This window comes from Xanthobacter agilis, assembly GCF_021730435.1.
GTDB classification, from domain to species: domain Bacteria; phylum Pseudomonadota; class Alphaproteobacteria; order Rhizobiales; family Xanthobacteraceae; genus Xanthobacter; species Xanthobacter agilis.
Genome location: NZ_JABWGX010000044.1, coordinates 1 through 22411, shown reverse-complemented (window position 1 = coordinate 22411; position 22411 = coordinate 1). Strand labels below are relative to the sequence as shown.

Annotated in this window: 24 protein-coding genes and 1 pseudogene; 6 read left to right on the top strand and 19 right to left on the bottom strand. The window is 66.5% G+C overall.

The features are described 5' to 3' along the window. Nucleotides 1–427: 427 nt before the first annotated feature. The 18 genes from HUW53_RS20715 to gvpA form a co-directional block, all read right to left on the bottom strand. Nucleotides 428–715: a hypothetical protein gene (locus HUW53_RS20715; RefSeq protein WP_237347655.1), complete on the bottom strand. Its 288-nt coding sequence runs from the start codon at nt 713–715 to the stop codon at nt 428–430. Nucleotides 716–1029: 314 nt separating this feature from the next. Beyond that, on the bottom strand, nt 1030–1335 hold the full coding sequence (locus tag HUW53_RS20710; RefSeq protein WP_237347654.1) for a gas vesicle protein K: 306 nt from the start codon (nt 1333–1335) through the stop codon (nt 1030–1032). Continuing rightward, a complete protein-coding gene (locus tag HUW53_RS20705) occupies nt 1332–2027 on the bottom strand; it encodes a GvpL/GvpF family gas vesicle protein (RefSeq protein WP_237347653.1) in 696 nt (231 codons plus the stop codon). The genes HUW53_RS20710 and HUW53_RS20705 overlap by 4 nt, the downstream gene beginning before the upstream one ends. A gap of 9 nt (nt 2028–2036) precedes the next feature. Further along, entirely contained in the window at nt 2037–2273 is a 237-nt protein-coding gene (locus HUW53_RS20700; protein ID WP_237347652.1) for a gas vesicle protein, read from the bottom strand. Continuing rightward, nucleotides 2260–3030: a GvpL/GvpF family gas vesicle protein gene (locus HUW53_RS20695; protein ID WP_237347651.1), complete on the bottom strand. Its 771-nt coding sequence runs from the start codon at nt 3028–3030 to the stop codon at nt 2260–2262. The genes HUW53_RS20700 and HUW53_RS20695 overlap by 14 nt, the downstream gene beginning before the upstream one ends. Nucleotides 3031–3126: 96 nt before the next feature. Beyond that, nucleotides 3127–4101, bottom strand: a complete 975-nt coding sequence (locus HUW53_RS20690) for a GvpL/GvpF family gas vesicle protein (protein ID WP_237347650.1) — start codon at nt 4099–4101, stop codon at nt 3127–3129. Then, the gene (locus HUW53_RS20685; RefSeq protein ID WP_237347649.1) at nt 4098–6227 is read right to left on the bottom strand and encodes a CDC48 family AAA ATPase; all 2130 of its coding nucleotides are present in this window, start codon (nt 6225–6227) and stop codon (nt 4098–4100) included. The genes HUW53_RS20690 and HUW53_RS20685 overlap by 4 nt, the downstream gene beginning before the upstream one ends. Further along, nucleotides 6220–6579: a gas vesicle protein gene (locus HUW53_RS20680; protein WP_237347648.1), complete on the bottom strand. Its 360-nt coding sequence runs from the start codon at nt 6577–6579 to the stop codon at nt 6220–6222. The genes HUW53_RS20685 and HUW53_RS20680 overlap by 8 nt, the downstream gene beginning before the upstream one ends. A 124-nt stretch (nt 6580–6703) precedes the next feature. After that, complete coding sequence (locus HUW53_RS20675) at nt 6704–6982, bottom strand: hypothetical protein (RefSeq protein ID WP_237347647.1); 279 nt, start codon at nt 6980–6982, stop codon at nt 6704–6706. Then, nucleotides 6979–7302 carry a gas vesicle protein GvpO gene (gvpO, locus tag HUW53_RS20670; protein WP_272904357.1) on the bottom strand — a complete coding sequence of 108 codons (324 nt, stop codon included), beginning with the start codon at nt 7300–7302 and terminating at the stop codon, nt 6979–6981. Before gvpO ends, HUW53_RS20675 begins: the two co-directional genes overlap by 4 nt. Beyond that, nucleotides 7299–7556 (bottom strand): gas vesicle protein GvpG, encoded by a 258-nt coding sequence (locus tag HUW53_RS20665; protein WP_237347645.1) that lies wholly within the window; start codon nt 7554–7556, stop codon nt 7299–7301. Before HUW53_RS20665 ends, gvpO begins: the two co-directional genes overlap by 4 nt. A 10-nt stretch (nt 7557–7566) precedes the next feature. Further along, on the bottom strand, nt 7567–8364 hold the full coding sequence (locus HUW53_RS20660) for a GvpL/GvpF family gas vesicle protein (protein ID WP_237347644.1): 798 nt from the start codon (nt 8362–8364) through the stop codon (nt 7567–7569). Then, nucleotides 8361–9380, bottom strand: coding sequence for a hypothetical protein (locus tag HUW53_RS20655; protein WP_237347643.1), 1020 nt, complete (start codon nt 9378–9380; stop codon nt 8361–8363). The genes HUW53_RS20660 and HUW53_RS20655 overlap by 4 nt, the downstream gene beginning before the upstream one ends. 4 nt (nt 9381–9384) lie before the next feature. Further along, nucleotides 9385–9942: an Hsp20/alpha crystallin family protein gene (locus tag HUW53_RS20650; protein WP_237347642.1), complete on the bottom strand. Its 558-nt coding sequence runs from the start codon at nt 9940–9942 to the stop codon at nt 9385–9387. Between the two features lie 127 nt (nt 9943–10069). Next, entirely contained in the window at nt 10070–10423 is a 354-nt protein-coding gene (locus tag HUW53_RS20645) for a hypothetical protein (RefSeq protein WP_237347641.1), read from the bottom strand. Beyond that, entirely contained in the window at nt 10420–11520 is a 1101-nt protein-coding gene (gene gvpN, locus HUW53_RS20640; protein WP_237347640.1) for a gas vesicle protein GvpN, read from the bottom strand. The genes HUW53_RS20645 and gvpN overlap by 4 nt, the downstream gene beginning before the upstream one ends. Before the next feature lie 124 nt (nt 11521–11644). Continuing rightward, the gene (locus HUW53_RS20635; RefSeq protein WP_237347639.1) at nt 11645–12397 is read right to left on the bottom strand and encodes a hypothetical protein; all 753 of its coding nucleotides are present in this window, start codon (nt 12395–12397) and stop codon (nt 11645–11647) included. A 251-nt stretch (nt 12398–12648) separates the two neighbouring features. Continuing rightward, complete coding sequence (gene gvpA, locus HUW53_RS20630) at nt 12649–12861, bottom strand: gas vesicle structural protein GvpA (protein ID WP_142224076.1); 213 nt, start codon at nt 12859–12861, stop codon at nt 12649–12651. Between the two features lie 789 nt (nt 12862–13650). Here gvpA and HUW53_RS20625 point away from each other — a divergent pair. The 3 genes from HUW53_RS20625 to HUW53_RS20615 all read left to right on the top strand — a co-directional run bounded on the left by HUW53_RS20625 (nt 13651) and on the right by HUW53_RS20615 (nt 16817). Next, the gene (locus tag HUW53_RS20625) at nt 13651–14688 is read left to right on the top strand and encodes an ATP-binding protein (RefSeq protein WP_237347638.1); all 1038 of its coding nucleotides are present in this window, start codon (nt 13651–13653) and stop codon (nt 14686–14688) included. Continuing rightward, nucleotides 14681–15382 carry a response regulator transcription factor gene (locus HUW53_RS20620; RefSeq protein WP_237347637.1) on the top strand — a complete coding sequence of 234 codons (702 nt, stop codon included), beginning with the start codon at nt 14681–14683 and terminating at the stop codon, nt 15380–15382. The genes HUW53_RS20625 and HUW53_RS20620 overlap by 8 nt, the downstream gene beginning before the upstream one ends. Before the next feature lie 109 nt (nt 15383–15491). Further along, on the top strand, nt 15492–16817 hold the full coding sequence (locus HUW53_RS20615; RefSeq protein WP_237347636.1) for an ABC transporter substrate-binding protein: 1326 nt from the start codon (nt 15492–15494) through the stop codon (nt 16815–16817). Here HUW53_RS20615 and HUW53_RS20610 read toward each other — a convergent pair. Then, nucleotides 16765–17490 (bottom strand): FadR/GntR family transcriptional regulator, encoded by a 726-nt coding sequence (locus tag HUW53_RS20610; protein WP_237347635.1) that lies wholly within the window; start codon nt 17488–17490, stop codon nt 16765–16767. The genes HUW53_RS20615 and HUW53_RS20610 overlap by 53 nt on opposite strands. A 637-nt stretch (nt 17491–18127) precedes the next feature. Between HUW53_RS20610 and HUW53_RS20605 the strand changes: the two genes are divergently transcribed. The 3 genes and pseudogenes from HUW53_RS20605 to HUW53_RS20595 all read left to right on the top strand — a co-directional run. Continuing rightward, on the top strand, nt 18128–19471 hold the full coding sequence (locus tag HUW53_RS20605) for an NAD(P)-binding domain-containing protein (RefSeq protein WP_237347634.1): 1344 nt from the start codon (nt 18128–18130) through the stop codon (nt 19469–19471). Between the two features lie 64 nt (nt 19472–19535). Continuing rightward, nucleotides 19536–21908, top strand: coding sequence for a trimethylamine N-oxide demethylase (locus tag HUW53_RS20600; RefSeq protein ID WP_237347633.1), 2373 nt, complete (start codon nt 19536–19538; stop codon nt 21906–21908). A gap of 57 nt (nt 21909–21965) precedes the next feature. Next, nucleotides 21966–22411 (top strand): annotated as a pseudogene (locus tag HUW53_RS20595) (hypothetical protein); the annotation flags it as partial.

The following is a 22411-nucleotide window of genomic DNA, read 5'->3' as shown; positions in this document are numbered from 1 at the left end:
GCGGCGCGCTGGTCGTGCTCCGTCATGCGGTGCCGTGCGGTGGGGCGCGCACATCAGGTCGCGCTCACGTCAGGACGCCTTGGGGCCACCCATCATCGGGCCGGTCCCGGCGAAGGACACGGCAGCGCATCAAGCCGGTGTGTTGGAACAGCGCCGTTGCCGGCACGCGCGGCGCTCCGTTCGCTGTGACATGCGGGGGCAGCGCCGGGGCCGCGATCGGGCCGCCATCCGGAGGCCGGATGGGCGCGCGGCGGCGCCGGCCCACGGCTTTGGCGCGCGGGCCTCGACCTGACCGCCGCGCCGTGGGCTGGAGCCTCTAAGAACGCCGTGCGCGGGCTGTCGCGCACGCGCGGGAAAGCCCGGCGGCGGCCCCGCCGCCAGGATCGGCACGCAGCCTCAAACGATGCGCCGGCTCAAGGGAACGTGCTTACTCCAAAGCGCTCAGACGGGCAAAGATGGCCTGCGCCATTTTGCGCCAGCCACAGCGTTCGTACGCCTCGGCCAGTCGCAGCAAGCCCTCTTCCGCCTCGATCGCCTGCGACGTTCCGGTATAATCTTCCGACAGCATCCAATAGATGTCGGCCGCCTGACACAGCTGACCTTCATTATGGTAACGCTGCGCCAGCGCCAGAAGATGTTCAAGGCCGCGCTGGACCACATCCCATCGGCGCTCCTGCCAAAGGACGCTGCGCGATGCCGATTGCTCAATTTGCATGGCACTCTCCTCCATAAGCACGCGACGACGTGTGTTGTGCGTTCGAATGATATATAAAATTAAATATTTATTCAATATATAGAAAATGAAATATATTATTTTCATGCTATAGCATGTTTGTGTTATGTCCAGTTCAGCGTTGTTAAGAAATAAATATTGTAAAAATTATACAATGATCGCATCAACATGTGATTTTAAGCATCATGGAACGTCGTGTCATTGCGGTTCCATTTAATGGCGCCTTCCTTGAAACGGTAACACCCTGCGTGCTCCCCGCGTCAGGTGAAGACGTTCGGGCGGCTGCGGTCCGGTTCTCATAATCCGTCGAGTGGGATATGCAGCTTGAGGGCGAGGTCATCCTCGCTGAGGCCGAAGTGCAGGCGCAATTCGTCCATTTTCTCTTCGAGGCGCAGCAGAGCGAGGCCAAGCCGCTCGATCTCCTCATCGTTCAGCGTGCCGCCCTCCACCCGGCGGATGGCCTGGCGCTCCACCACCTGGCGCACGGTTTCCACCAGCATCAGGACCAGCCGGACGAGGCCCTGTTCCACCCGTTCGGGATCAATGTCGATGCGGCCCCGGAGCGCCGCGTCCAAAGTCTCGGGCGTGCATGTTGTGGTCATGGAGCGCCTCCAGAAAGGTCGGGGTCGGAGAAAGAATAGGGCGGCCAGGGGCCGGTGACGGTGATGCCGAGGTCCGGGCGCAGGTGCTGCAGGGCCGAAACGTCGGCAAGGAAAGACGACGCATAGGCGCGCGGCACGAGGAACGATGCCCGCAGATCCGGTTGGGAAGGGGAGCGCGCCCACAACAGTCGGTCCGCCGCATGGGCGGTGAGGCCATCATGGGGAAACTCCGCCGTGGACGACGGCCAGCCCCGTTCCCGCCGCGCGAGGGTGCGCAGATGGGCCGCGCCCGGCCCGAGCTCCGCCGGGCGCGGCATGGGGCCGGTGGCCGGGTCCGCCATCTCGGGCAAGCCGGCCACCCGTAGGGCGAATTCCAGGCAATGGCGCACCCGGTCGAGCTGGGCGCGGAGGACATCGTGATGGCGCGTCAGCAGGCGCCGGCAGGCGGCGGCGTCTTCGGTCAGGGTTCCAAAGCGCAGCGGCAGCACGGGCCCGCCCTTCATGAGCGCACCCACCACCTCCTGATGACGCCAGACGTGCGCCGAGTCCGGTGGGATGGTCGCGGCCAAGGTCTCGCTCGCTGCACAGACGAGGCCGCAGGCGTCCACGAACACCGGTGCTCCACCCCCGATGCCGGAGGGCATTGGCGTTGCCGGGGGTGGTGATTCCAGGACGGCATAGAGATAGAGCATGGGGTCGACTTAGCCTGCGTGATGGTTCCGTCCGTCCGGCGGGCTCGCTGCGGCCTCGCGCATCCGGTTCACGGTATCGGTGGAGGTCAGAAGGACCTTGAGACCCAGATAAACGAGATCGACCCCGGCCACCGAGATGGTGGCCTCGCCCCAGAGCACGAGGCCCTTGTGGAGCACCCGATCCAGCAGATCAGCGACGGCGATCTCGCCCGTGGTGCACGAGGGGACCGGTTCAGGCTCTGACAAGGCCGCCTCCCGCGAAATTATAGGCGCCCCACGGACCGCTGAGGGCGTAGCGTACGCCTTCGTCGGCGTAGGTCCGCTCCAGTTCGGACAGGCAGGCCCGCCACGCGGGCTCCGCTTGCAAGTCCACCAGATAGGCCCCATTGAGCGCCATCTTGCCCCGTTGCCCGTGCAATTGCGGCGGCTGCAGGGGATTGGCGACCGCCGCGCGGGCGTGGGCCGCCAACCGCTGATGGCTGGCCACCACGCAGCGATCAAGGGCGGCCTCGGCGGCCGCGCGCGCCTGCTGTTCCTCCTTCTTGCGCCGGAAAAATGCCGCGCCCGCCCCGGCGCCGACGGGCTCGGGCGCGCGGGGATCGGGGCCGCGCGCCTCCACGAACAGCTTCACGCCCCATTCCCTGGCGCCGCGCAGGTGGTCGACGGTCTGTTCCAGGGTTTTCTTATGGGCGGAGAGGGCCGCACGCAGCGCCTCCTCGCCCGAAAACAAGGTGCAAAACTTCAGCGGCAGCACGGTGGCGCGGGGCAGGAGGGCGCAGACCACCCGTTCATGACCCAGCACCCGCGCGCGCGTCCATTGCACGTCTTCCAGGTGGGCGGGCAGCGCCTCGGCGCCGAAGGTGTGGTCCGGCACCGGGCTTGCCACCGCCGCGAGCCCGCCAGAGGCGATCCGCCAAACCGGCGTGTCGGGCAGGATGCCCTCCGGCAGAGGCTCCATGTCCTCGGGGCCATGATCCGCGGTGATCGCGTAGACATACAGCATGGACACCTCCCGCCTCCGCCCTCCGGCGCGCCGGAGGGCGGCATTTCTGTTCACTTCGCACTCAAGCCCGCGCACCCACGGATGCGGGAGACCCTCTCATGCCGACTGCGGCTCCTGCTGGCGGCGGAGCGAGACCGGCATCTCTTCCGCCTGAAGGATGCGGTAGGCGGCAGAGAGGGCGAGGAAGCCGTCCGCATCATCGCCTTCCGCGGCTTCGATGGCCGTGGCCTCCTGATGCACAAGGTCGGGATGGACGCGGCGCAGCGCCCGGCGATAGGCGGTCTTCACCGCCTCAGGGCCGGCGTCCGGCGCCACGCCCAGCTCGGCACGGGCGTCACGGACCGCCGCCGCCGCCGTCAGATGGACCTGGACCGAGGCGAAGCTGTAGGGCGGCATCGGCCCCACGAGGCGGAACATGAGTTCGCCGCCGAACTCCGCGTCCAGCGCCTCCAGAGCCTCGACCACGACCCCGTCCGCCCCCCGGTCCACCAGCAGGGCGAGGCTGACGATGCCTTCGGCTTCGGTGGGCTCGGTGACGACGAGATCCCGCGCGGCAGTCCGCAGGCGCTCCACCACCCGGCGCCGCACCTCTTGCCGCTCCGCCGTCAGCGGATCATCGCGTAGCGCGGCGTCGCCTTCGGCCGCCGCGCGCGACGGCGGGGCGCCGCCGGCCAGGCGCCGCGCCTGCGCGGCCTCGGGAGTCCAGCGCACGGAAAGATCCATCTCGAACCGGCCGCCGAGGGTGTCGAAAGCCGCCTGGAGCACGCCGGCGCCGTGGTTCAGCATGTGGTGCACGCGCTCTTCGTCCTCCAGCACGGTGCCGAGCGCCACGGGCAGCACCGGAGCCCTGGCGAGCAGGCGTTCCATCACCCTCTGACTGGCCAGGAGCCACGGCAAGAGCGCGCCGCGCTCCCGGCCCTTGAGGCCGCCTTCCGGGGCGGCGCCGACCACGGCGGCGAGGGCGCCGACGGTGATGGCGCGCAGGCCGGGGGGTAGTCCGTCAGTATCCGCGAGCGCGGCGCAATCGATGCTGCCGGCGGGCACCACGGCGAAGACGAGAAGCTCGGTCATGGGGCACGTTCCCTCTTCATGGCAATCAGGGCGTCATCGAAATGCTGCTGGGTGACCCGCAGGGTGGCCGCTGCGGCCGCTTCATCGCCACCGCGCGCCACCAGCTCGCGGATGGCGGCGACGCCGGCGTGCCGGCACAGGGCCTCAAGGTCGGCGCCCACCATGCCGGCGGTATTCCGGGCGAGGGCCGCGAGGTCCACACCCGGCGCCAGCGGCATCCGGCCCGCATGGACATCGAGGATGGCGCGCCGTCCCTCGAGGTCGGGGGCCTGGAACTCCACCAGGAAGTCGAACCGGCCGGGTCGGAGCAAGGCGGCGTCGATCTGGTCGAGCCGGTTGGTGGCCGCCACCACGGTGACGCCGCGCAGATCCTCGATGCCGTCGATCTCGGTCAGGAGCTGGGCCACCACCCGGTCGGTGAGGGCGCCGCCGGTGCCGCCGCGATTGGGGGTGAGGGTGTCGATCTCGTCGAAGAAGATGATGCAAGGCGCGGTCTGGCGGGCCTTGCGGAACACCTCGCGCACGCCCCGCTCGGATTCTCCGGCCCACATGGACAGCAGTTGGGGCCCCTTCACGGCGATGAAATTGGCGCCGCTCTCGCCGGCCAGCGCCTTGGCCAGCAATGTCTTGCCGGTGCCCGGCGCGCCGTAGAACAAGATGCCCTTGGGCGGCTGGATGCGCGCGGCGGCGTAGAGCGCGGCATGGCGGGTGGGCCATTCCACCGCCTCCACCAGCAGCCGCTTGATGTCGTCGAGCCCGCCCACGTCCGCCCACCTCTTGTGGGAGGCCTGGGTGACGATCTCGCGCAGCGCGCTCGGCTGGGTGCCCGCCTGGGCGGACGCAAAATCCTCGGCCGTCACCACCAGGGCCGCAAGCTTTTCCTCCGAGACCCGGCTGTCCTCGAAATTGAGATCGGGGATCAGCCGGCGCAGGGCGCTCATGGCCGCCTCCCGGCACAAGGCGGCGAGGTCCGCCCCCACGAAGCCGGGGGTGTGAAAGGCGAGGCGGGCGAGGTCCACGTCGGGCGCCAGCGGCATGCCGCGGGTATGGATCTCCAGGATCTCCCGGCGCCCGTTCTCGTCGGGCACGCCCACCTGGATCTCACGGTCGAACCGGCCCGGCCGGCGCAATGCGGGATCGATGGCATTGGGGATGTTGGTGGCCGCGATGACGATGACCTGTCCCCGCGACTGCAGCCCGTCCATCAACCCCAGGAGCTGGGCCACCACCCGGCGCTCCACCTGCCGGTCGCCGCTCATCTCCTCGCGCTTGGGGGCGATGGCGTCCAATTCGTCGATGAAGATGATGGACGGGGCGTTCTTTTCCGCCTCGTCGAACATGCGGCGCAGTTGCGCCTCGCTCGCCCCATACATCTTGTCGATGATCTCGGGGCCGTTGAGATGGATGAAGTGTACGTTGGCTTCCCGCGCCACCGCGCGGGCGATCAGCGTCTTGCCGGTGCCGGGCGGACCACAGAGCAGCACGCCCTTGGGGGATTCGATGCCGAGATGCTGGAACACCTCCGGGTGCTTCAGCGGCAGCTCGATCATTTCGCGGATGCGCCGCACCTCCTTGGTGAGCCCGCCCACGTCTTCATAGGTGATGGCGTTACTTTCGACGGCGCTGTCGAGGAAGCGCAGCCGCGTGTCCGGCCCGATCAGGACCGGGCCCGGCGGGTCGGTGCTCTCAACCATGAATTCGCGAGTCTGGGCCCCCACCAGGGTGGTGCGCACCCGGTCGCCGGCGACCATGGGAATGCCGTCGAGGAGCCGGGTCAGGGTGCGCGGCTCCGCCGGCGCACGGGTGCGGGCGCCGACCTGGGCGAGGGTGATGGAGCGCGCCAGCGCCACCGTGGCGGGGCCGACCGTGACCTGTTCGTCGAGGCTGGCGCCGGCGTTGACTCGGGCGAGACCATCCATCTGCACTAGGCTTTGCCGGCGCATCCCGGCATGGGCCGGCATCACCCGCGCAACCGTGGCGCGGCGACCGACGATGGACACCACATCGCCCACCACCACGCCGAGCCGCTGCATGTCCTCCGGATCGAGCCGGATCAGGCCGCGTCCCACGTCGCGCGTCGGCGCCTCGCAGACCCGGAAGGTGACGGGCGGGCGCTCATCAGTCATGGCGGGCCTCCTGGTGGGCCTGTTGCGCGGTCAGGGGCGCGCGGGCCGTCGCGGATTCCGGGGCCAGGGCCGTTTCCAGCCGGTCGAGCCGCTCGCGCAGCAGGCGGTTTTCCTCCGTCAGGTCGCGGGCCTGGGAATTGAGGTTGGGGTCGCTCTGCCACCAGTTGATGCCCATGGACATGGCGCGGTCCACCGATGCCACCACGAGGCGCAGGCGGATGTTCAGCAACTCCACCTCCACCAGGGAAATGGTGATGTCGCCGGCGATCACGATGCCTTTGTCCAGCACCCGCTCCAGAATGTCCGCCAGCCCCGCCGCCTGAAGGGAATGCTCCATCCGCTGTTCGCTCATCTCGGTCCACTCCCAGGTCGGCCAACATTCACCCGCCCGGCGCCGGTCCAGCGCGCGTCAGGCGCGGCGGCCATCGCCTTCGAGGTGTCCAGCCCCGCGCGCCGTGGCGGCGCGCGGGGCGCGTTCAGCAGGCCAGCCGCGTCGCCCGCAGGATCAGCGCGGCGGTATTGGCGCGCAGGCGCGAGAAGTCCTGGCACAGCCCGCAATTGAGGTCGTCGGCGCGGCGGTCCTTGCAGGCCAGCAGCTCCTCCGCCGCCGCCTCCAGGCGCGCGGCGAAGGCCACCTTCTCCGGCCGGCTCGCCGCGTGATTGAGCCCGGCGGTGAAGGTGCGGATCTCCTGTTCGCGCGCCGCGAAGACGCCCACCGGGCAGACGATGCGCGCGGCTCCCGCAACCTGGGTCATGGGGCGTCGTCCATCACCTGGTCGCGCAGATAGCGCCGGGAGCGGTGGTAGCCGGTCACATTGCCATCCTTGTCGAGGACGATCCGGTAGGCCGCCAGCAGGTCGGTCGACGCCGGAATGCGCTTCAGCTCCAGGAGATTGACCGTCATCTCCCAGCCGCCTTCGATCTCGTTGAAGTCCGAAACGCTGTCGGCATAGAAGCCGGTCAGCTCCTGTACCTGCGTTTTCACGTTGCGGATCAAGTCCAGTGTCGTCGCCATGGAGCTGCCTCCTCGTTCCGCGCGGGTTGCCGCGGGGGCCAAATCGAGTGTCGGTGTCATCCCTGCGGGCTGCTGCGCATCCGCTCGCGGGCGATCTTCAGGCGGTCCAGCAGGATTTCCTCCTGCTTTTCGTACTCTTCCTCGCCGATCGCGCCGGCCTCCAATTGCTGCTCCAGGTCGAGCAACGCGGCGCGGATGAGGGTCTCGTCATAGAGCGTACGCTCGGCCTGCTCGGCGATGATGCGGGCGAGCCAGAGCACGCCCTTGAGGGGACCGACCGCCGGTGCGAAGACTACATCTGTCAGAATGCCCATAGCTGCCTCCCTACCAGTGGATGATGATTGCAACGAAGTTGTACGGTGGTACGGGTCCGACATATTTGAAGCTGAGCCGCGCGCCCCACTCGGCATCCATGGCGCGAATGCTCTGGTCAAGTTCGGCTTCATGGGCCGCATCCACCAGGAACGCGCCATTCACCACCATGCGGTCACCGATGGGCTTGTTCAGCTTCGTCTTGTGAACGAAGGGCCGGACCCGGTCGAGGATGCGTTCCTCGTCCTCCCGGCGCTTGCGCTCCAACGCCTGGCCGATCAGCTCGCCAAGGCGGATCCGCTCATAATGGGTCTTGTCGGCCGGGCGCCCCACCAGGGAGTCCCGCAGCTTGCGGATCGCCGGGTTTTCCGCCAGCACTTCCTCGAAGACGATATCCTCGCGCCAGGACGCCTTCAGCCCCAGCTCCATCCGGCCGCGCATCTGCTCCAGAAGCCCGGTGAGTTCGTCACGGCGCTCGCGCAGGATCTTCTCGGCGATCACGTCATCATCCACGGCCACCGTGCCGAAGCAGACCGGCAACAGGGTGTGCTGGGCCATTACCTCCTCCAGCACCCGGGTGTGGGCCATCATGTTGCGGCGGCTGTTGTCGTATTCGATGCGCGGCGAATTGCTCACCACCGCAGCGAGGCGCCCCACCGCAAGGGTGTGCACTTCGTCTCCGCGTCCGCCGATGCCCGGCACCGTGAAGGTGGCGGGGGCCGGCGCATCGATAATGCCGTAGAGATATTTGCCCTCGGCCGGTGCGGCGGCCTCGGCGACACACCCGGCGGCGCTTTCGGTTGCGATCATGGCAGGCTCTGTGCGTTGGGCGCCGCGCGCACGGAGGCGAGGCGCAGGGTGAGGCGGGCGCCGCCTTCGGAGAGGAAGGCGGACAGGCGGGTCAGGATGTCGGTGCACCAGGCCGCCAGCGCCTCGCTGCTCCAGTCCGGCCGCAGCCGCAGGAAGCGGGCCCTGAGGTCGCGGTAGATGTCCGTCACCTCTGGCGCCATGCGGGACATGAGGTCGTCCACCAGCAGCGCCTCCAGCTCGCAGGCCTCCGTCGAAAGCCCGGCCTGGACGAAGGGGATCACCTCCAGCGCGAACGGCAGGCTGACTTGGGCATCGGCGAGCCGCAGCAACGGACGGTGCTCTTCGGCGGGCAGGGTGCCGGCGGCGACCGCCGCGTCGGCCCGGCGCTCCAGCTCGGCGCGCTGCGGCAGGTTGCTCACGGCGCGGTGCAGGGTGATGCGGTCCAGGTGCTTCAGCGCCTCGTCGAAGCCGGTGGAGAGGCAGAAGGCGTTGGCGAGCAGCTCGGTCACCGCCCCGGTGGACAGAGTTTGCCCGAGCTGGGCGGCGAGAGGCGCCAGGGCGGCGGGTCCCTCCGCCTCCACCTTGAAGGTCCGGGCGGCGGCGGTGGCCGGCGCCTCCGACAGCGGATGGGCGTGCTCGTGGGCGAGCAGGCCCTCGGCGGCGAGGCTGTCGCCCCAATAGCCTTCCGCCGTCATGATCTGGCGGTTGACGAAGACGAAGCACTCCATGGCGTGGCGCGGATCATAGAGGTTGACCATGGGCCGCTGCGGCAGGCGCAGCAGATCGTCCGCGACCATGCGGTGGGTCCGCGCAAGCTGGCCCACCAGCGGCCCCAGATCGTCGAGGACGAACAGGGTCACCGTCTCGTGCGGCCATACGCCCAGCTCCACCAGCCGGCGCACCACCCGTTCCTCCGCCTGGACGATGGCGGAGATGTCGTCCGCGCAATCGGTGACGATCCGCACTTCGGTCGCCCCGACGGTGAATGCGCTGACTCCTTCCGCCGCGCCGCTCATGGCCTCAGACCTTCCGCAGCTTGACCTGGAGGATGCCGTTGCGGTGGCTGCGCTCCAGCGAGGCCGGATCGATGCTGCCGGGCAGGGCGATGGTCTTGGCGTAGCGGTGGCGGCCGGTGGTGGCGAGGGAGAGATTCTGGCCTTCCAGGGAGAGCGTGATCTCGTTCTCGGCCACCCCCGGGATCTCGGCGGTGACGATCACCTCCTTGGCCTCGTCGAACACGTCCACCAGCGGCTCGCGCACATCGTCCACCACCGGCCCCTTGGCGCCGGTGTTGAGATTGCCGAACCGGCGGACCTGGGGAATCCCGCCGATCCCGGTGCGGACGCTGAAGCCGTAGACGCCGCGGGCCTGGTCGCCGAGACCCTTCACCTTGAACTCGCCCTGCTGCTGAATGTCCTCGGCCTTCTCCACCAGCGTGCCAAGCATCTCCACGAAGCCGCCGAGGCCGCGGAATACCGCTCCAAGATCGGCCATGGCCTCCGCCTTGTGGGCCGCATCCGGTCCGGCACCAGCCGCCGTGTGCGGCGCGTTGTCCTGATCCTTGTCCTTGCGGGTCATGGAACCACTCCCCTTCTGGGGCCTGAGGTGGCCAGAACGGCTTCCGCAGCTCACGGAAACCGCTCTAGATTATTGAAACTACGCATTTTATTCACGCGAACCGGAAGCCACTTCGCTCGAAAATGCTCTAGTATTCGATCAGCGGGTGCGCATGGAGCGCGACCGGCGCGGCGTCTGCCGGCTCCGATGGCCGCTGGCGCCGGAGCGGGGACGCCGCTCGGCGGGCGGGCGGGGCTTCCAGCAGCAGGGCCTGCATGATGGCCAGCTCCTCCTCCACGCTCGCCAGCATCCGCTCGGCCTCGCGCTTGCGTGTGTTCCAGGTCTCCAGCTCGCGCAGAATGCGCATGCGCTCGTTCTCAAGCCGCGCGAACCGGCTGACCGCCTGGGTCCGGTTGGAGGGGGCCGAGCGGGCGATCTGGGTCTGGACCGTGGAGACCTCCCGCAGCCCGCGCATCCGCGCTGTCTTGCGTTCGCCGCTCATGACTGCACGTCCCGGGTAGGAGGCGGCGCGACCGCCTTGCGCCGACCACGCGGCGGCGCCGGCGGGGGACAGTGGGCGGCGATGAGCGCAAGCAGGGCGTCGCGCCGCTGCTCGCGGGTCACGGCATCGGTCCGCTGGCCGGCGAAGGTGCGCGATTCCAGGGCGTCGATGCACAATTGCACGAAGCGCGGATCGTCGATGGAGATGGCGAAGCCGCCCTGGGCCGCCACCCGCGCGATCATCAGGCTGGCGCGCAGGGTGGGGGTCTGCTGGTAGTCGCCCGAGGCGCGGAAGGCGCGCACCAGATCGATGATGCGGGCGGCGGAGGCCTCGGCGAGGCCGGTGCGCGCGGCGGCCACCGCCAACTCCATGGCGCGGTCGGGATAGTCCACGTCGATGGTGGCGAGCCGGTCGGCCAGCGCGTCCTGGCTGGCATGGACGCCGGCATATTCCTGCGGGTTGCTGGTGAAAATCGCCCGGAACTCCGGATGGACCCGGATATAACATTCCTCCCGCGCCTGGGCCGGCAGGAACAGCATCTTCTCCTCGAACACGCCGAGCAGCACATTGTGCGTTTCCGGGCGCGAGCGGGTGAACTCGTCATAGACGAGGGTGAAGCCCTCGCGGCAGGCGGTGGTCAGGCGGTGGTCGGTCCAATGCTGGTTGGCGGTCTCTTCCAGCTTGGTCACATTGTGGATGAACTGGTCCACAACCTTCCTGTAATGGTAGCCACGCTGCGACCCCACAAGGTCCGCCGTGCCGAGCTCGTTGTCGCCGGTGATGACGATCACCGGTCGGCCGAGCTGCGCGGCCACATGCAGGGCAAGAGTGGTCTTGCCGGTTCCGGCCGGCCCGCGGAAATGCAGCGGGTAGCCCGCATTCAGGAAGCCGAGGCCGCGAGCGGTAAGGTCCTTGACCTGTTCGGTCTCGACGAACCCCGCTCGGGGGCGCGGTGTCAGCGCGGTCGGTGACGTCGGTGCCACCGCGCGCAGGGACCCTGCGACGGGAGCCCCGTCCGCGATCGGCGCGGCGGGTGCTTCGGCAGTGGGTACGGAGGCAGGCACAAAAGGCATCCTGGATGCAATCTCGATGGTCATGCCCAAAATCCTCAACGGTTGCCGAATTCACAGTCACCCTGTTTTGGCGCGCGCCGGCGCGATGAACGCCGGCGCGCGGGAACGTCGGCGCGCGGGGGACGCCGGCGTTTGGGGCCTGTGAGTGTCACGAAGACTTGCCGGGTCCCGACTTTTCCCCGGCCGGCTTTTGCGCGGCCGGCTTGATATCGGCGGCGGACTTGCTCTCGACCTTCAGCTCGACCTTGGCCGCGGGCTCGGGATGATGCCCTTCGCTCTTCAGCGGCTCGGCCTTGATGGGTTCCGCTTTCACCGGCTCGGCCTTCAGGGGGTCCGCCTTTATGTGCTCGGCTTTGATCGCGGCTTCGCCCTTGGCATGGTGGGCTTTCGGAGCCGCCGTTGAGCGCCCGAGCCAAATGACAGATGCCTCCTGCCGGTCCTTGGTCAGGCCGGTGAGGAAGGCGACATTGCGCACCGTCAGGTCGTGCACGCTCACGCTGAGGGCCTTGCGGTCGCGCTGGCGCTGGCGCAAATCCTCGGCGGTCTGCTTGCGGCGGACGGCGGACTGGGTGCTGATCCATTTGCGGGTGTCGGCGCGCAACGCCTTGAGCCCCACCGCCAGCGCATGATCGATGCGGGCCGCCTGCTTGATGCGCGCCTTGCGGTAGCCATCGATACGCTCGTCCGCGTCGCCGAGCAGGATGGCGGTTTCCAGCTTGATGCTGCGCAGCGCTTCGGTCAGACGGTGCTGCTGCGCCGACGCGATCCGGCGCTGGGATGCGCGGGCCTCGCTCAGATGGCGGGCGGCACCGGCGCGGATGCGCACCAGATCCTCGCGGCGCTCGGCCCGCGCCGTGGACAGTGTGGTGATGGTATGGGAAATCTGGCCGGCCAAAGACATGCTCCGATCCTCCGTGCTCAAGATGGAATTCACGCCTGAATTCACCGCCGAACGGCCGAGAGGCGCACTGGCCGTCCGGCCTGGCGGTCCGATTGCGCGGGCCACCGATCAGCTTGCCGAGCAAGCTGATCGGACCCGGCATCGGAGCCCTTTCCGCAAAGACCGGAGGTCTTTACGGCAGGATCGACCCCGAGAGCGCGAGCCGAAATGAGCCCGCCCGGTCGGATCACTGCGACCCGATCGATGACGTATCAGGCGGTCTGGGCGCCCGCCGTGAGCCCCACGGCTTCCGCATACTTCAGGTAGGTGTCGACGCCGGCGACCACGACACGGGCTTCGACGGCCAGCAGTTCGATGCCGACCAGCGAGACGCGAACCCAGGCATCGACCACCACGCCCTTGTCGAGGATACGATCCACGACTTCGGCGAGGCTGCTCGAGGCGTTGATCTTCTCTACGGCCATTTGAACCTCCTCAAAACCAGTGCAAGATGTGCTCGAATGCGGACCGGCCTTCGACAGGGCGGCGATGGAGCTTTCGAGCTTGGACACTGTGCAGCGAAGGGCTCCCGGACCGAAAGGCACGTGATTCCACCGTTTCTCCGGCGAAACCCAGCATAGGCGAGGTTTGAAGCGGGGCCTGCATGGGGCAATCCCGGATCAATCCGGGGGGACCCCCGATGGAAGCGGGGAAAGGGCTCGGTCTTGCTTCGGCTTGGGCGTACGGTGGGGCTACAGCAACTTTGGCTTGCGCATTCGGACGCATCCCGTACTGTACACCACCAAGATGGTTCCGGTTGGTGAGCCATGCGTTGGGACTGGTCGGCGGGTCCGAATATTGACGGCGGCCGCGTATTATATTACCGTATTAGGTACATCGGTGGCGGCCCTTGTTTTATGCGGATGTAAGATCTTATGTCGTACCGATGCCTTCCACCATTTAGTGGAAAATCTATGCTGTTTGCCGCCGCCGCGCACGCACGGCCTTTTCCAGGGAAGGCGAGACATTCCGGTTAGGGGATACGCGAGGACAAGAACCGTTGACCCGTCAGGGATCGTCGGCATCAGACTCTCGGGAGGCGCGGAATGGAAGCATCTGATCTTTTCAGCGCGGATTCTCTTATTTTGGATCACGCTTGTGGCGATTTTTCAGTGGCCGATGGCGGTATGTTGGATGCCCGTTCGCGCTCCGGGACGTGTGTCGGCTCCATCCTGGCAAACTTCCCAGAGGGGTTGGTGAGTGTCAGCTGCGGAATGGTGCAGTCTGTCAATCTTGCCTTCATTCGCCTATTCGGCGTGTCGGCGTGCTCGGTGGTGGGGCTGCCGCTCTATTACGTTCTCGACCGGCTGGCGTTCGGCCCGTCGGATATCGCCACGCTGTTGTCGCCTGTGCCGGGTCCCGGCGACGACCTGGAACTGGTGCGGCCCGTTGCCGGGGGGCCGCCGCAGAACCTGCGGGTGCGCCGCTTTCCCATCATCGGGGAGGGGCGAGAGGCGATCCATGCCGTCGCCTTCGTCGACGAGACGGCATGGCGCGAAGCGCAGCGCTCCACCGAGGTGCTGGTGGAGGAACTGCTCCGCGCCGACCGCCAGGCGGCTCTTGGCGAGATGGCCATGGCGCTGGCCCACGAGATCAACCAGCCGCTGGGCGCCATCGTCAATTTCGCCGGCGCGGCCCGCAGGACGCTCACCGGGCGAACCGTTCGCGCCGGGGAGCTGGAAGAAGTGCTGCTCAACATCGGCGCCGAGGCGGCGCGGGCGGGCGATGTCATCAAGAGTCTGCGGTCCTTCCTCCGCGGCACGCCGCAACCGTCCACCAATGCGTGCGTGAACGCGGCGGTGAAGGTGGTGCTCGGCTTCGCCGAGCCAGCCATGCGGGAGCAATCCATCGATTTCAGGCTCCAGCTCGCGCCCATCCTGCCATCGGTGCAGGGCGACCAGATCATTCTTCAGCAGATCATCCTCAACCTCGTCACCAATGCCATCCAGGCCATGGGCCTACAGGCTCTCGGTCAGCGCCACCTCAATATCCAGACCGCACGGGAGGGCGCCTCCATGGTGCGGGTCGATGTGCGCGACACCGGCATCGGCTTGCCACCAGACCTCGGCGAGCGGATCTTCGAGCCCTTTATTACCACCAAGGTGAACGGTTCCGGGCTCGGCTTGTCCATCGCGCGCACGCTCGCCCAGCGCCTGGGTGGCAGCATTGAGGCGGGCGCCGAGGAGGGCAAGGGAACCCGCTTCACGATTCGTCTGCCCTGCCGTAGGGAAGGGGATGTGCGTGATGCGTGAGCCTGCAGTCTACATTGTGGACGATGACCCGGGCCTCAATGCCTCACTGGCGGCTTTATTTCGTTCGGTTGGCTTGAAAACGGAACTGTTTCAACATCCCCAGACGTTTCTTGAGCTCAACCAGATCAGCCGCCCGGCCTGCGTTCTGCTGGACGTGCGCCTGCCAGGCATCAACGGGCTCGAGGTCCTGGAGCAGGTGGGCCGAATCGGCTGGACCATGCCGGTGCTCATGATCAGTGGTCACGCGGACGTGGTGATGGCCGTGCGGGCGCTGCACGCGGGCGCGCGCGACTTTCTTGAGAAGCCGATCAATGACACCGTCCTGCTGCAACTTGTTCAGCACTGGATTCGCTGGGATGCGCAGAACTATTCCTGCGAGGTCATTTGCGACGACATCCGCGCCAAGCTGGCGACGCTCACGGAGCGCGAGCAATCGGTGTTGCAATGCATGCTGCGCGGCCAGCCCAATAAGGTCGCGGCCCATGTGTTGAAGCTGAGCGTCAAGGCGGTGGAGGGGCACCGCATCAACCTTCTGCACAAGATGGGCGTCCAGTCACCCATCGATCTGGTCCGGATGGTGGGAAGCTGTCCTAAGGATGGTCACAATCCGCTGCGTTGCTCGCGGGAGCAACTTGGCGGACGCGGCGCGCCGGGGGGTCACGGTTGCCCCATGATCAGTAAAGCGCCTCACTGATCTTGGCCGTGATCCTCATCGCGTGACGCGGCCCTGCGCGCCAGTTCTGGACATCGGATGCCTTCATTTGAGGCATCTGGAGTCGGGAGCGGGACGCTATAGACGAAGCATGACCGTTTCATCCTTCGCACAGCGCTTGGCCGTCACCGGGGCGCTTCCGCGGCTCAGCGCACAGAACCGGGCGCCGGTTCGCATTGGCGTGCTCACGCCGCTGTCGGGACCGGAGGAATATTGGGGCCGGCCGGGGTTGGACGGTTGCCGGATCTGGATCGACTGGATCAACGAGCACGGCGGCATGATGGTGGCGGGCAAGCGCCACCGGGTGGAGATCATCGCCCACGACAGCGCGCTCAGCGCCGACGCGACCCAGGCGGCCGCGCGCGACATGGTGGAGCGCCAGCGGGTGCGGCTGATGCTCACCTTGGGCGGCGACAGCTTCGCGCCGGTATTGCGGCAGCTCATGACGCGGAGGGTGCTGGTGGCGACCCTTCTGCCATCGGACCTGTCGCCCGATACGCCCTATCTGATCGCCCCGGCGGAAGTGCATCCGCTGTTCAACGTCACCGGGGTCGAATGGCTGGCGCGCAGTGCCCCGGCGGCGCGCCGCGTCGCCTTGTGCAGCCAGGCCGACAGCCTTGGCCTGCCGTCGCTCGCCGTCTATCGGGCGGCGTTCGAGGTTGTTGGCCACCCGGTGGTGAAAGAGATCCGCTACGCTCCCGACACCACCCAGGCGGAGGAGATCGTGGCGGCGATGCTGGCGGAGCAGCCGGACATCTGCTGCTGGTGTTCCTCCACCCCGCCCATGACCCAGGCACTGACCGAGGCCGCCCACGCCCAGGGGTTCACCGGGCAGATGCTGTCGAGCACCGGTGACGACTACCCGCGCATGATTGCGCGCACCTCGCTCTCCTTCATGGAGAATTTCACCTTCCAGTTTCCCGATTTCGACGATCCGGAGCTGACCGACACGGCCTTCTTCTTTCATCGGCCAAAAGCGTTCTTCGATGCCTATAACGCGCGCTTTCCGGGCGCCTGGGGGGCCGTGAGCTGGGAATATGCCTCCATGCTCGACCTGTGGCACAATGCGGTGGAACGGGCGGACACCATCGAGCCGGTCTCGGTGCTGGCGGCCATGAAGCGCGGGCGCGAGATGTCGCACGCCTTCGGGCCGGCGCGATGGTGGGGCAACGAGCTCTACGGCATCGACAATGTGCTGGTGGGGCGCTGGCCGGTGGTGTCCATTTGCCAGGGCCGGGCGCGGATCATGGAGTTCGGTTCGGTGCTCGACTGGCTGGAGCGCCACACCCCGTTGCTGCTGCGCCACCTGGAGGATCTCGGCCAATCCTGGCAGCAGCGACTGGCGGCGCGGCCCCTCGCGGCGCTCAGTCCTCCTGCAGGAGCAGCTTTTGATCCTCGATCAGCGCCAGCTTCATGAACTCGCTCGCCTCCTCCACGTCGCGGGCGGCGATGGCGTTGAACAGGGCGTTGTAGCCGCGCTGGTAGGCGGCGATGCGGTTGGGGGTGAGGTGGCGGCGATACATGGCGGCGCGGAAGGATTGGTGGCGCGCGTCGATCACCAGATTGTAGCAGGCGATCAGCAGCGGATTGCCGGTTCCCGCCGCGATCTGCCGGTGGAACTCCTCCTCCAGGCGCACGAAGGCGATGGCGTCCGTCTGCACCGCCTCCATCTGCGAGAGGATCTCGCCTAAGGCCTCGATCTGGCGCGGCGCCATGGTGATGATGGCCAACCGCACCATCTCCGGTTCCAGAATGCTGCGCACCACCTGAAGCTGTAGCGGCCCCGTCTCCGCCGCAACCGCCGACACCGAATCCGCGGCGCCGTTGGGATCGTAGGTCACGAACGAGCCCGATCCCGCGCGCCGCCGGATCAATCCGCGCTCCTCCAACTGATCGAGGGCTTCGCGCACCGTGTTGCGGGCGACGCCCAGATCCTGTGCGAGCTGGCGCTCGGCGGGCAGGCGTTCGTCGACTCCATATTCCTGGGACGTGATCCGCATCATCAGCGTGTCCAGGACATATTGAACGGTTGCACCGACAACGGGCTCTGGATGGCTGGTCGCGGCGGTCCGGCGGGGGGATGTGGCCACGATGAAATCCTTATGCGTCGTCCCAGCGGAAGGTCGGTGAGCTTCTTAGAGCGGATGTGGGGGAGAAATCCAGGCCGAGGTCAGCGCGGTGCCGTCGGCTCATGCCTGTTCCATGTACTGCCTCCCGCGCGCCGTTGCTACAGCGATGGCGCCGCATCTGCTCTGCCGCTGCGGCATGTGGTGGTAGATCCCTGCCGCCTGCGGCGGTCGGTGTCGAGGTTCTGCCGTTTTCTTGGGCACCATATATGGTCCATGTGGACATTTGGCCGGAGGATGGCGCCATGCCTCAGAGGCTGCTCCATGCCCCGAACTTTGAGCGAAATGCCGTGGTGCGGCGCGTCGAATAGCCCACATCGCAGCGTGCTGGGCTCTGCGCCGGCCTACCGCATCGCAGCAAACGTCTTCTATGCGGAAGCAGGGCTGACCTTACCCGAATGCGCGAATAGACCAGTTTAGACCGCATTGCCTCGATTAAGGTCGCCGATGTCCAGAAAGTGGACTGTCGGAGCCTGCATTTTCATCAATTGAATCGCGGACTGCCCGTCGACAGGCGCGGCAAATGCGCTAATGTCATCACTGGTTCATGCCGAAAGAACCGGTTTTCAAAACTGGTCCAGACCGAACAGAGGAGACAGGAATGAACAAGCGCGTTGCCGTCATCGGCGCGGGTCCGTCGGGGTTGGCGCAGCTGCGGGCGTTTCAATCCGCCGCCAAGAAGGGCGCCGAGATTCCGGAAGTCGTCTGCTTCGAGAAGCAGTCGAATTGGGGCGGCCTGTGGAATTACACATGGCGCACGGGCGTGGACGAGAACGGCGAGCCGGTTCACTGTTCCATGTATCGCTATCTGTGGACCAATGGCCCGAAGGAAGGTCTTGAGTTCGCCGATTATTCTTTCGAGGAGCACTTCGGAAAGCAGATCGCATCTTATCCGCCGCGCGCCGTGATGGTCGATTACATCGAAGGGCGCGTCATCAAGGCCGGCGTGCGCGACTGGATCCGCTTCTCTACTGTGGTGCGCTGGGTGGAATACGACGCGGATGCCGGCGACTTTACGGTGACCGTGCACGATCTCGTCAAGGATCACGTCTATAAGGAGCGCTTCGACTACGTCGTGTGCGCTTCCGGTCATTTCTCGACCCCGAACGCGCCTGAATTTCCTGGATTCGAGCACTATAGCGGTCGCATTGTCCATGCCCATGACTTCCGCGATGCGCGCGAGTTCGAGGGCAAGGATGTGCTTCTTTTGGGCTCGTCCTATTCGGCGGAAGATATCGGTTCGCAGTGTTGGAAGTACGGCGCCAAGTCGGTCACCACCGCCTTCCGCACCGCGCCCATGGGCTTCAAGTGGCCGGAGAACTGGGAAGAGAAGCCATCCCTGGTGAAGGTTGAAGGCAAGACCGCCTATTTCAAGGATGGCACCTCCAAGGTGGTGGACGCCATCATCCTGTGCACCGGCTACAAGCATTACTTCCCGTTCCTGCCGGATGAGCTGCGCCTGAAGACGGCCAATCGGCTGGCGACAAACGACCTCTACAAGGGCGTGGTGTTTGTGCATAATCCGAAGCTGTTCTACCTCGGAATGCAGGACCAGTGGTTCACCTTCAACATGTTTGACGCCCAGGCCTGGTATGTGCGCGACATCATCCTGGGGCGCATCGAGGTGCCGGCCGACAAGCAGGTGCTGCTCGCGGACGTGGCCGAGCGCGTGGCACGCGAGGATGCTTCGGATGAGGTCAAGTACGCCATCAAGTATCAGGGCGATTATGTGAAGGAGCTGGTGGCCGCCACCGACTATCCCAGCTTCGATGTGGATGGCGCCTGCGAGGCCTTCTTCGAGTGGAAGAATCATAAGGTGGAAGACATCATGGGCTTCCGCAACAACTGCTATAAATCCCTCATCACGGGAACGATGGCGCCGCTCCACCACACGCCGTGGAAGGACGCGCTGGACGATTCCATGGAAGCCTACCTGAAGAACTGATGCGACATCTCTGCGGCGTGGGGCTTATGCCCCCGCCGCAGGTTTTCACAGCAAGGACACGTCGATGCCCCAATCGTCGCCCGCTCCCCTGTTCCGTCCCGGTCCGCCCCAGCCCACGCGCCCGCGACGGGCGGCAGCTTTCACCCTGGCGCCGTCGCAGGAGCGCTATGCCGTGCCGGGCGCGGGCGCGATCCTGCTGGAAATCGCGACCGGTGATCGCCTGGAGATCATCAATGCCGAAGGAGGGCAGCGCTGCGAGGTGCTGGCCGCCCATCCCGATGGCCGGCTTGACGGCGGCCTTCTCGATGCGCGGGCCGACGCGCCGGCCGAGGGCTTGCGCGCGCTGCTCTCAGGCGCGGATCCGAGCCTGCGGCGGCTGGCGGAGGGGCTCGCGCGGCGTGGCATCGCCATCGGCGCCGCTGATGCGCTGATCTTGTTTGGGGCGACAAGTCCCGCTGGCGATCGTGCCGCCTTCACCGCGCAGGGGCGCGGCTGGGTGGTGATCGCGGCGCCCGGCGGCCCCATGGACGCGCAAACCCAGGACACGGCGACGCCGCTCACTGTGGTGCTGACCCGCGCGACGGCGCGCAAGTCCGGTCAATTCGCTCTGCCCGATCCACTGGCCGATCCCGTTCTTGATCTTCGGGTCAAGTCGGCGACGGCGCAGTCCTATCTGGTGAAGGCGGGCGAGTTCCTCCAAATCATGGATGTCGACGGGCGCCAATGCACCGACTTCCAGTGTTTCGACGCCCGAAAGCTCGATCGCGGCCGGGCGCACCCGCTGGATGTCACCACCACCCGAACATTGCAGAGCCATGCCTATCCCATGCCGGGGCTGCACGGAAAGTATTTCGACCAGGACATGACAGCCCTGATCGAGGTGGTGCAGGACACGTGCGGGCGCCATGATGCCTTCGCGCTCGCATGCGCTGCCAAGTATTATGACGACATCGGTTATCCCGGGCACGTCAACTGCTCCGACAATTTCAATGCCGCGCTGGCGCCCCATGGCGTTCCGGGGCGGGCGGGCTGGATGGCCGCCAATTTCTTCTTCAACACTGGCATCGACGCCCATGGCGTGATGTATGCGGATGAGCCCTGGTCGCGGCCGGGCGATTATGTGCTGCTGCGGGCGCTCACCGATCTGGTGTGCGTCTCCTCGGCCTGCCCCGACGACACCTCGCCGGCCAACGGCTGGAACCCCAGCGATATCCATGTGCGCACCTATGCCGCCGCCTCCCGTTTCCAACGCGCGGTGGCGTGGCGTCCCTTTCCCGATGCGGAGCCGATCATGACGCGCGAGAGCGCCTTCCACGCGAACTTCGCCGCTTTGACCCGTGATTTCGTCGAATATCGCGGCTTCTGGCTGCCCAATGCCTTCCCCGGCACGGACGCCACCGAGAGCTATTGGGCCTGCCGCGACGGCGTGGTGGTCATGGACCTGTCCGCCCTGCGCAAGTTTGAAGTGACCGGCCCCGACGCCGAGGCGCTGCTGAACTGGGTGCTCACCCGCGACGTTGAGAAGCTGGGGGTGGGGCAGGTGGTCTATTCGGCCATGTGCTATCCCCACGGCGGCATGATCGACGACGGCACGCTGTTCCGCCTCGGACCGCAGAACTTCCGCTGGATCGGCGGTTCGGACGAGGGCGGGGCCTGGATGCGCGAGCAGGCCGAGAAGCTGGGCCTGAATGTGCTGGTGCGCTCCTCTACCGACCAGATGCACAATCTGGCGGTGCAGGGACCGAAATCACGGGAGCTGATGGCGCAGATCCTGTGGACCGCGCCCCATTTCAGCGCCCTGGAGGAACTTGGATGGTTCCGCTTCACGGTGGGGCGCATCGGCGGGCCGGCGGGCGTTCCGGTGGTGGTCTCGCGCACCGGCTACACCGGCGAACTTGGCTATGAGATCTTCTGCCACCCGAGGGATGCGGACACCGTATTCAAGGCGGTATGGGCGGCTGGCGCGCCTCTCGGCCTCAAGCCCATGGGGCTCGCCGGGCTCGACCTGGTGCGCATCGAGGCGGGCCTTGTGTTCGCGGGCTACGATTTCTCCGATCAGACCGATCCGTTCGAGGCCGGCATCGGCTTTACCGTGCCGCTGAAGTCGAAGGCCGCCGATTTCATCGGGCGCGAGGCGCTGGTCCGGCGCAAGGAGCATCCCGCCCGCAAATTCGTCGGCCTGAAGATCGATGGGCAGGAGAGCGTCGGCCATGGCGATTGCCTGCATGTGGGGCGCGCGCAGGTGGGCGAGGTTTGCTCCGCCATGCGCTCGCCGCGCACCGGGCAGGTGATTGCCCTGGCGCGGGTCGATATCGCCTATGCCGCCGATGGCACGGAGCTGGAGGTGGGCAAGCTCGACGGGCGCATGAAGCGGATCGCGGCGCAGGTCACGCCCTTCCCCCATTACGACCCCAAGAAGGAGCGTCCGCGCTCCTAGCTTTATGATCCCGGGCTTTGATGGTGCAGTCTTTTCGCAGGAATGGACGGATGCGCTATGGGCCAGGTTCTCCACGGATGCGCCACGACGACAGAGGCAGTCCGTCGCGCGATACAGCATAGTCAGGAGAGCCTGAGGGCTCTGGCCAAGCGCTACGGGATCAACCAGAAAACAGTCGCCAAATGGAAGAAGCGGACCTCCTGCGCGGATCTTCCGACCGGGCACGTCGCGCAGTGTGTCCGTGACACGGTGCGCGACGTCCTCGACCTTTTGGTCATCCTGGACAGTGACTTCGCGCTCAAGTTTAATCCTGCGTTGAATTTGTACTTATGGTTGGATCTGGCCTTGTCGGCCGCGGATGGAAAGTTGCTGCGAAAGCAGATGGGATCAGCCAGCCGCTTAGAGTCTGTCCGGGAACATCTTGAATTGTTTGAATCGGATGTGATTCAAGAGAGGTGGCCTGATTCGAGGATGGTCACCGATGTGGACAGCAAAGAACTGCA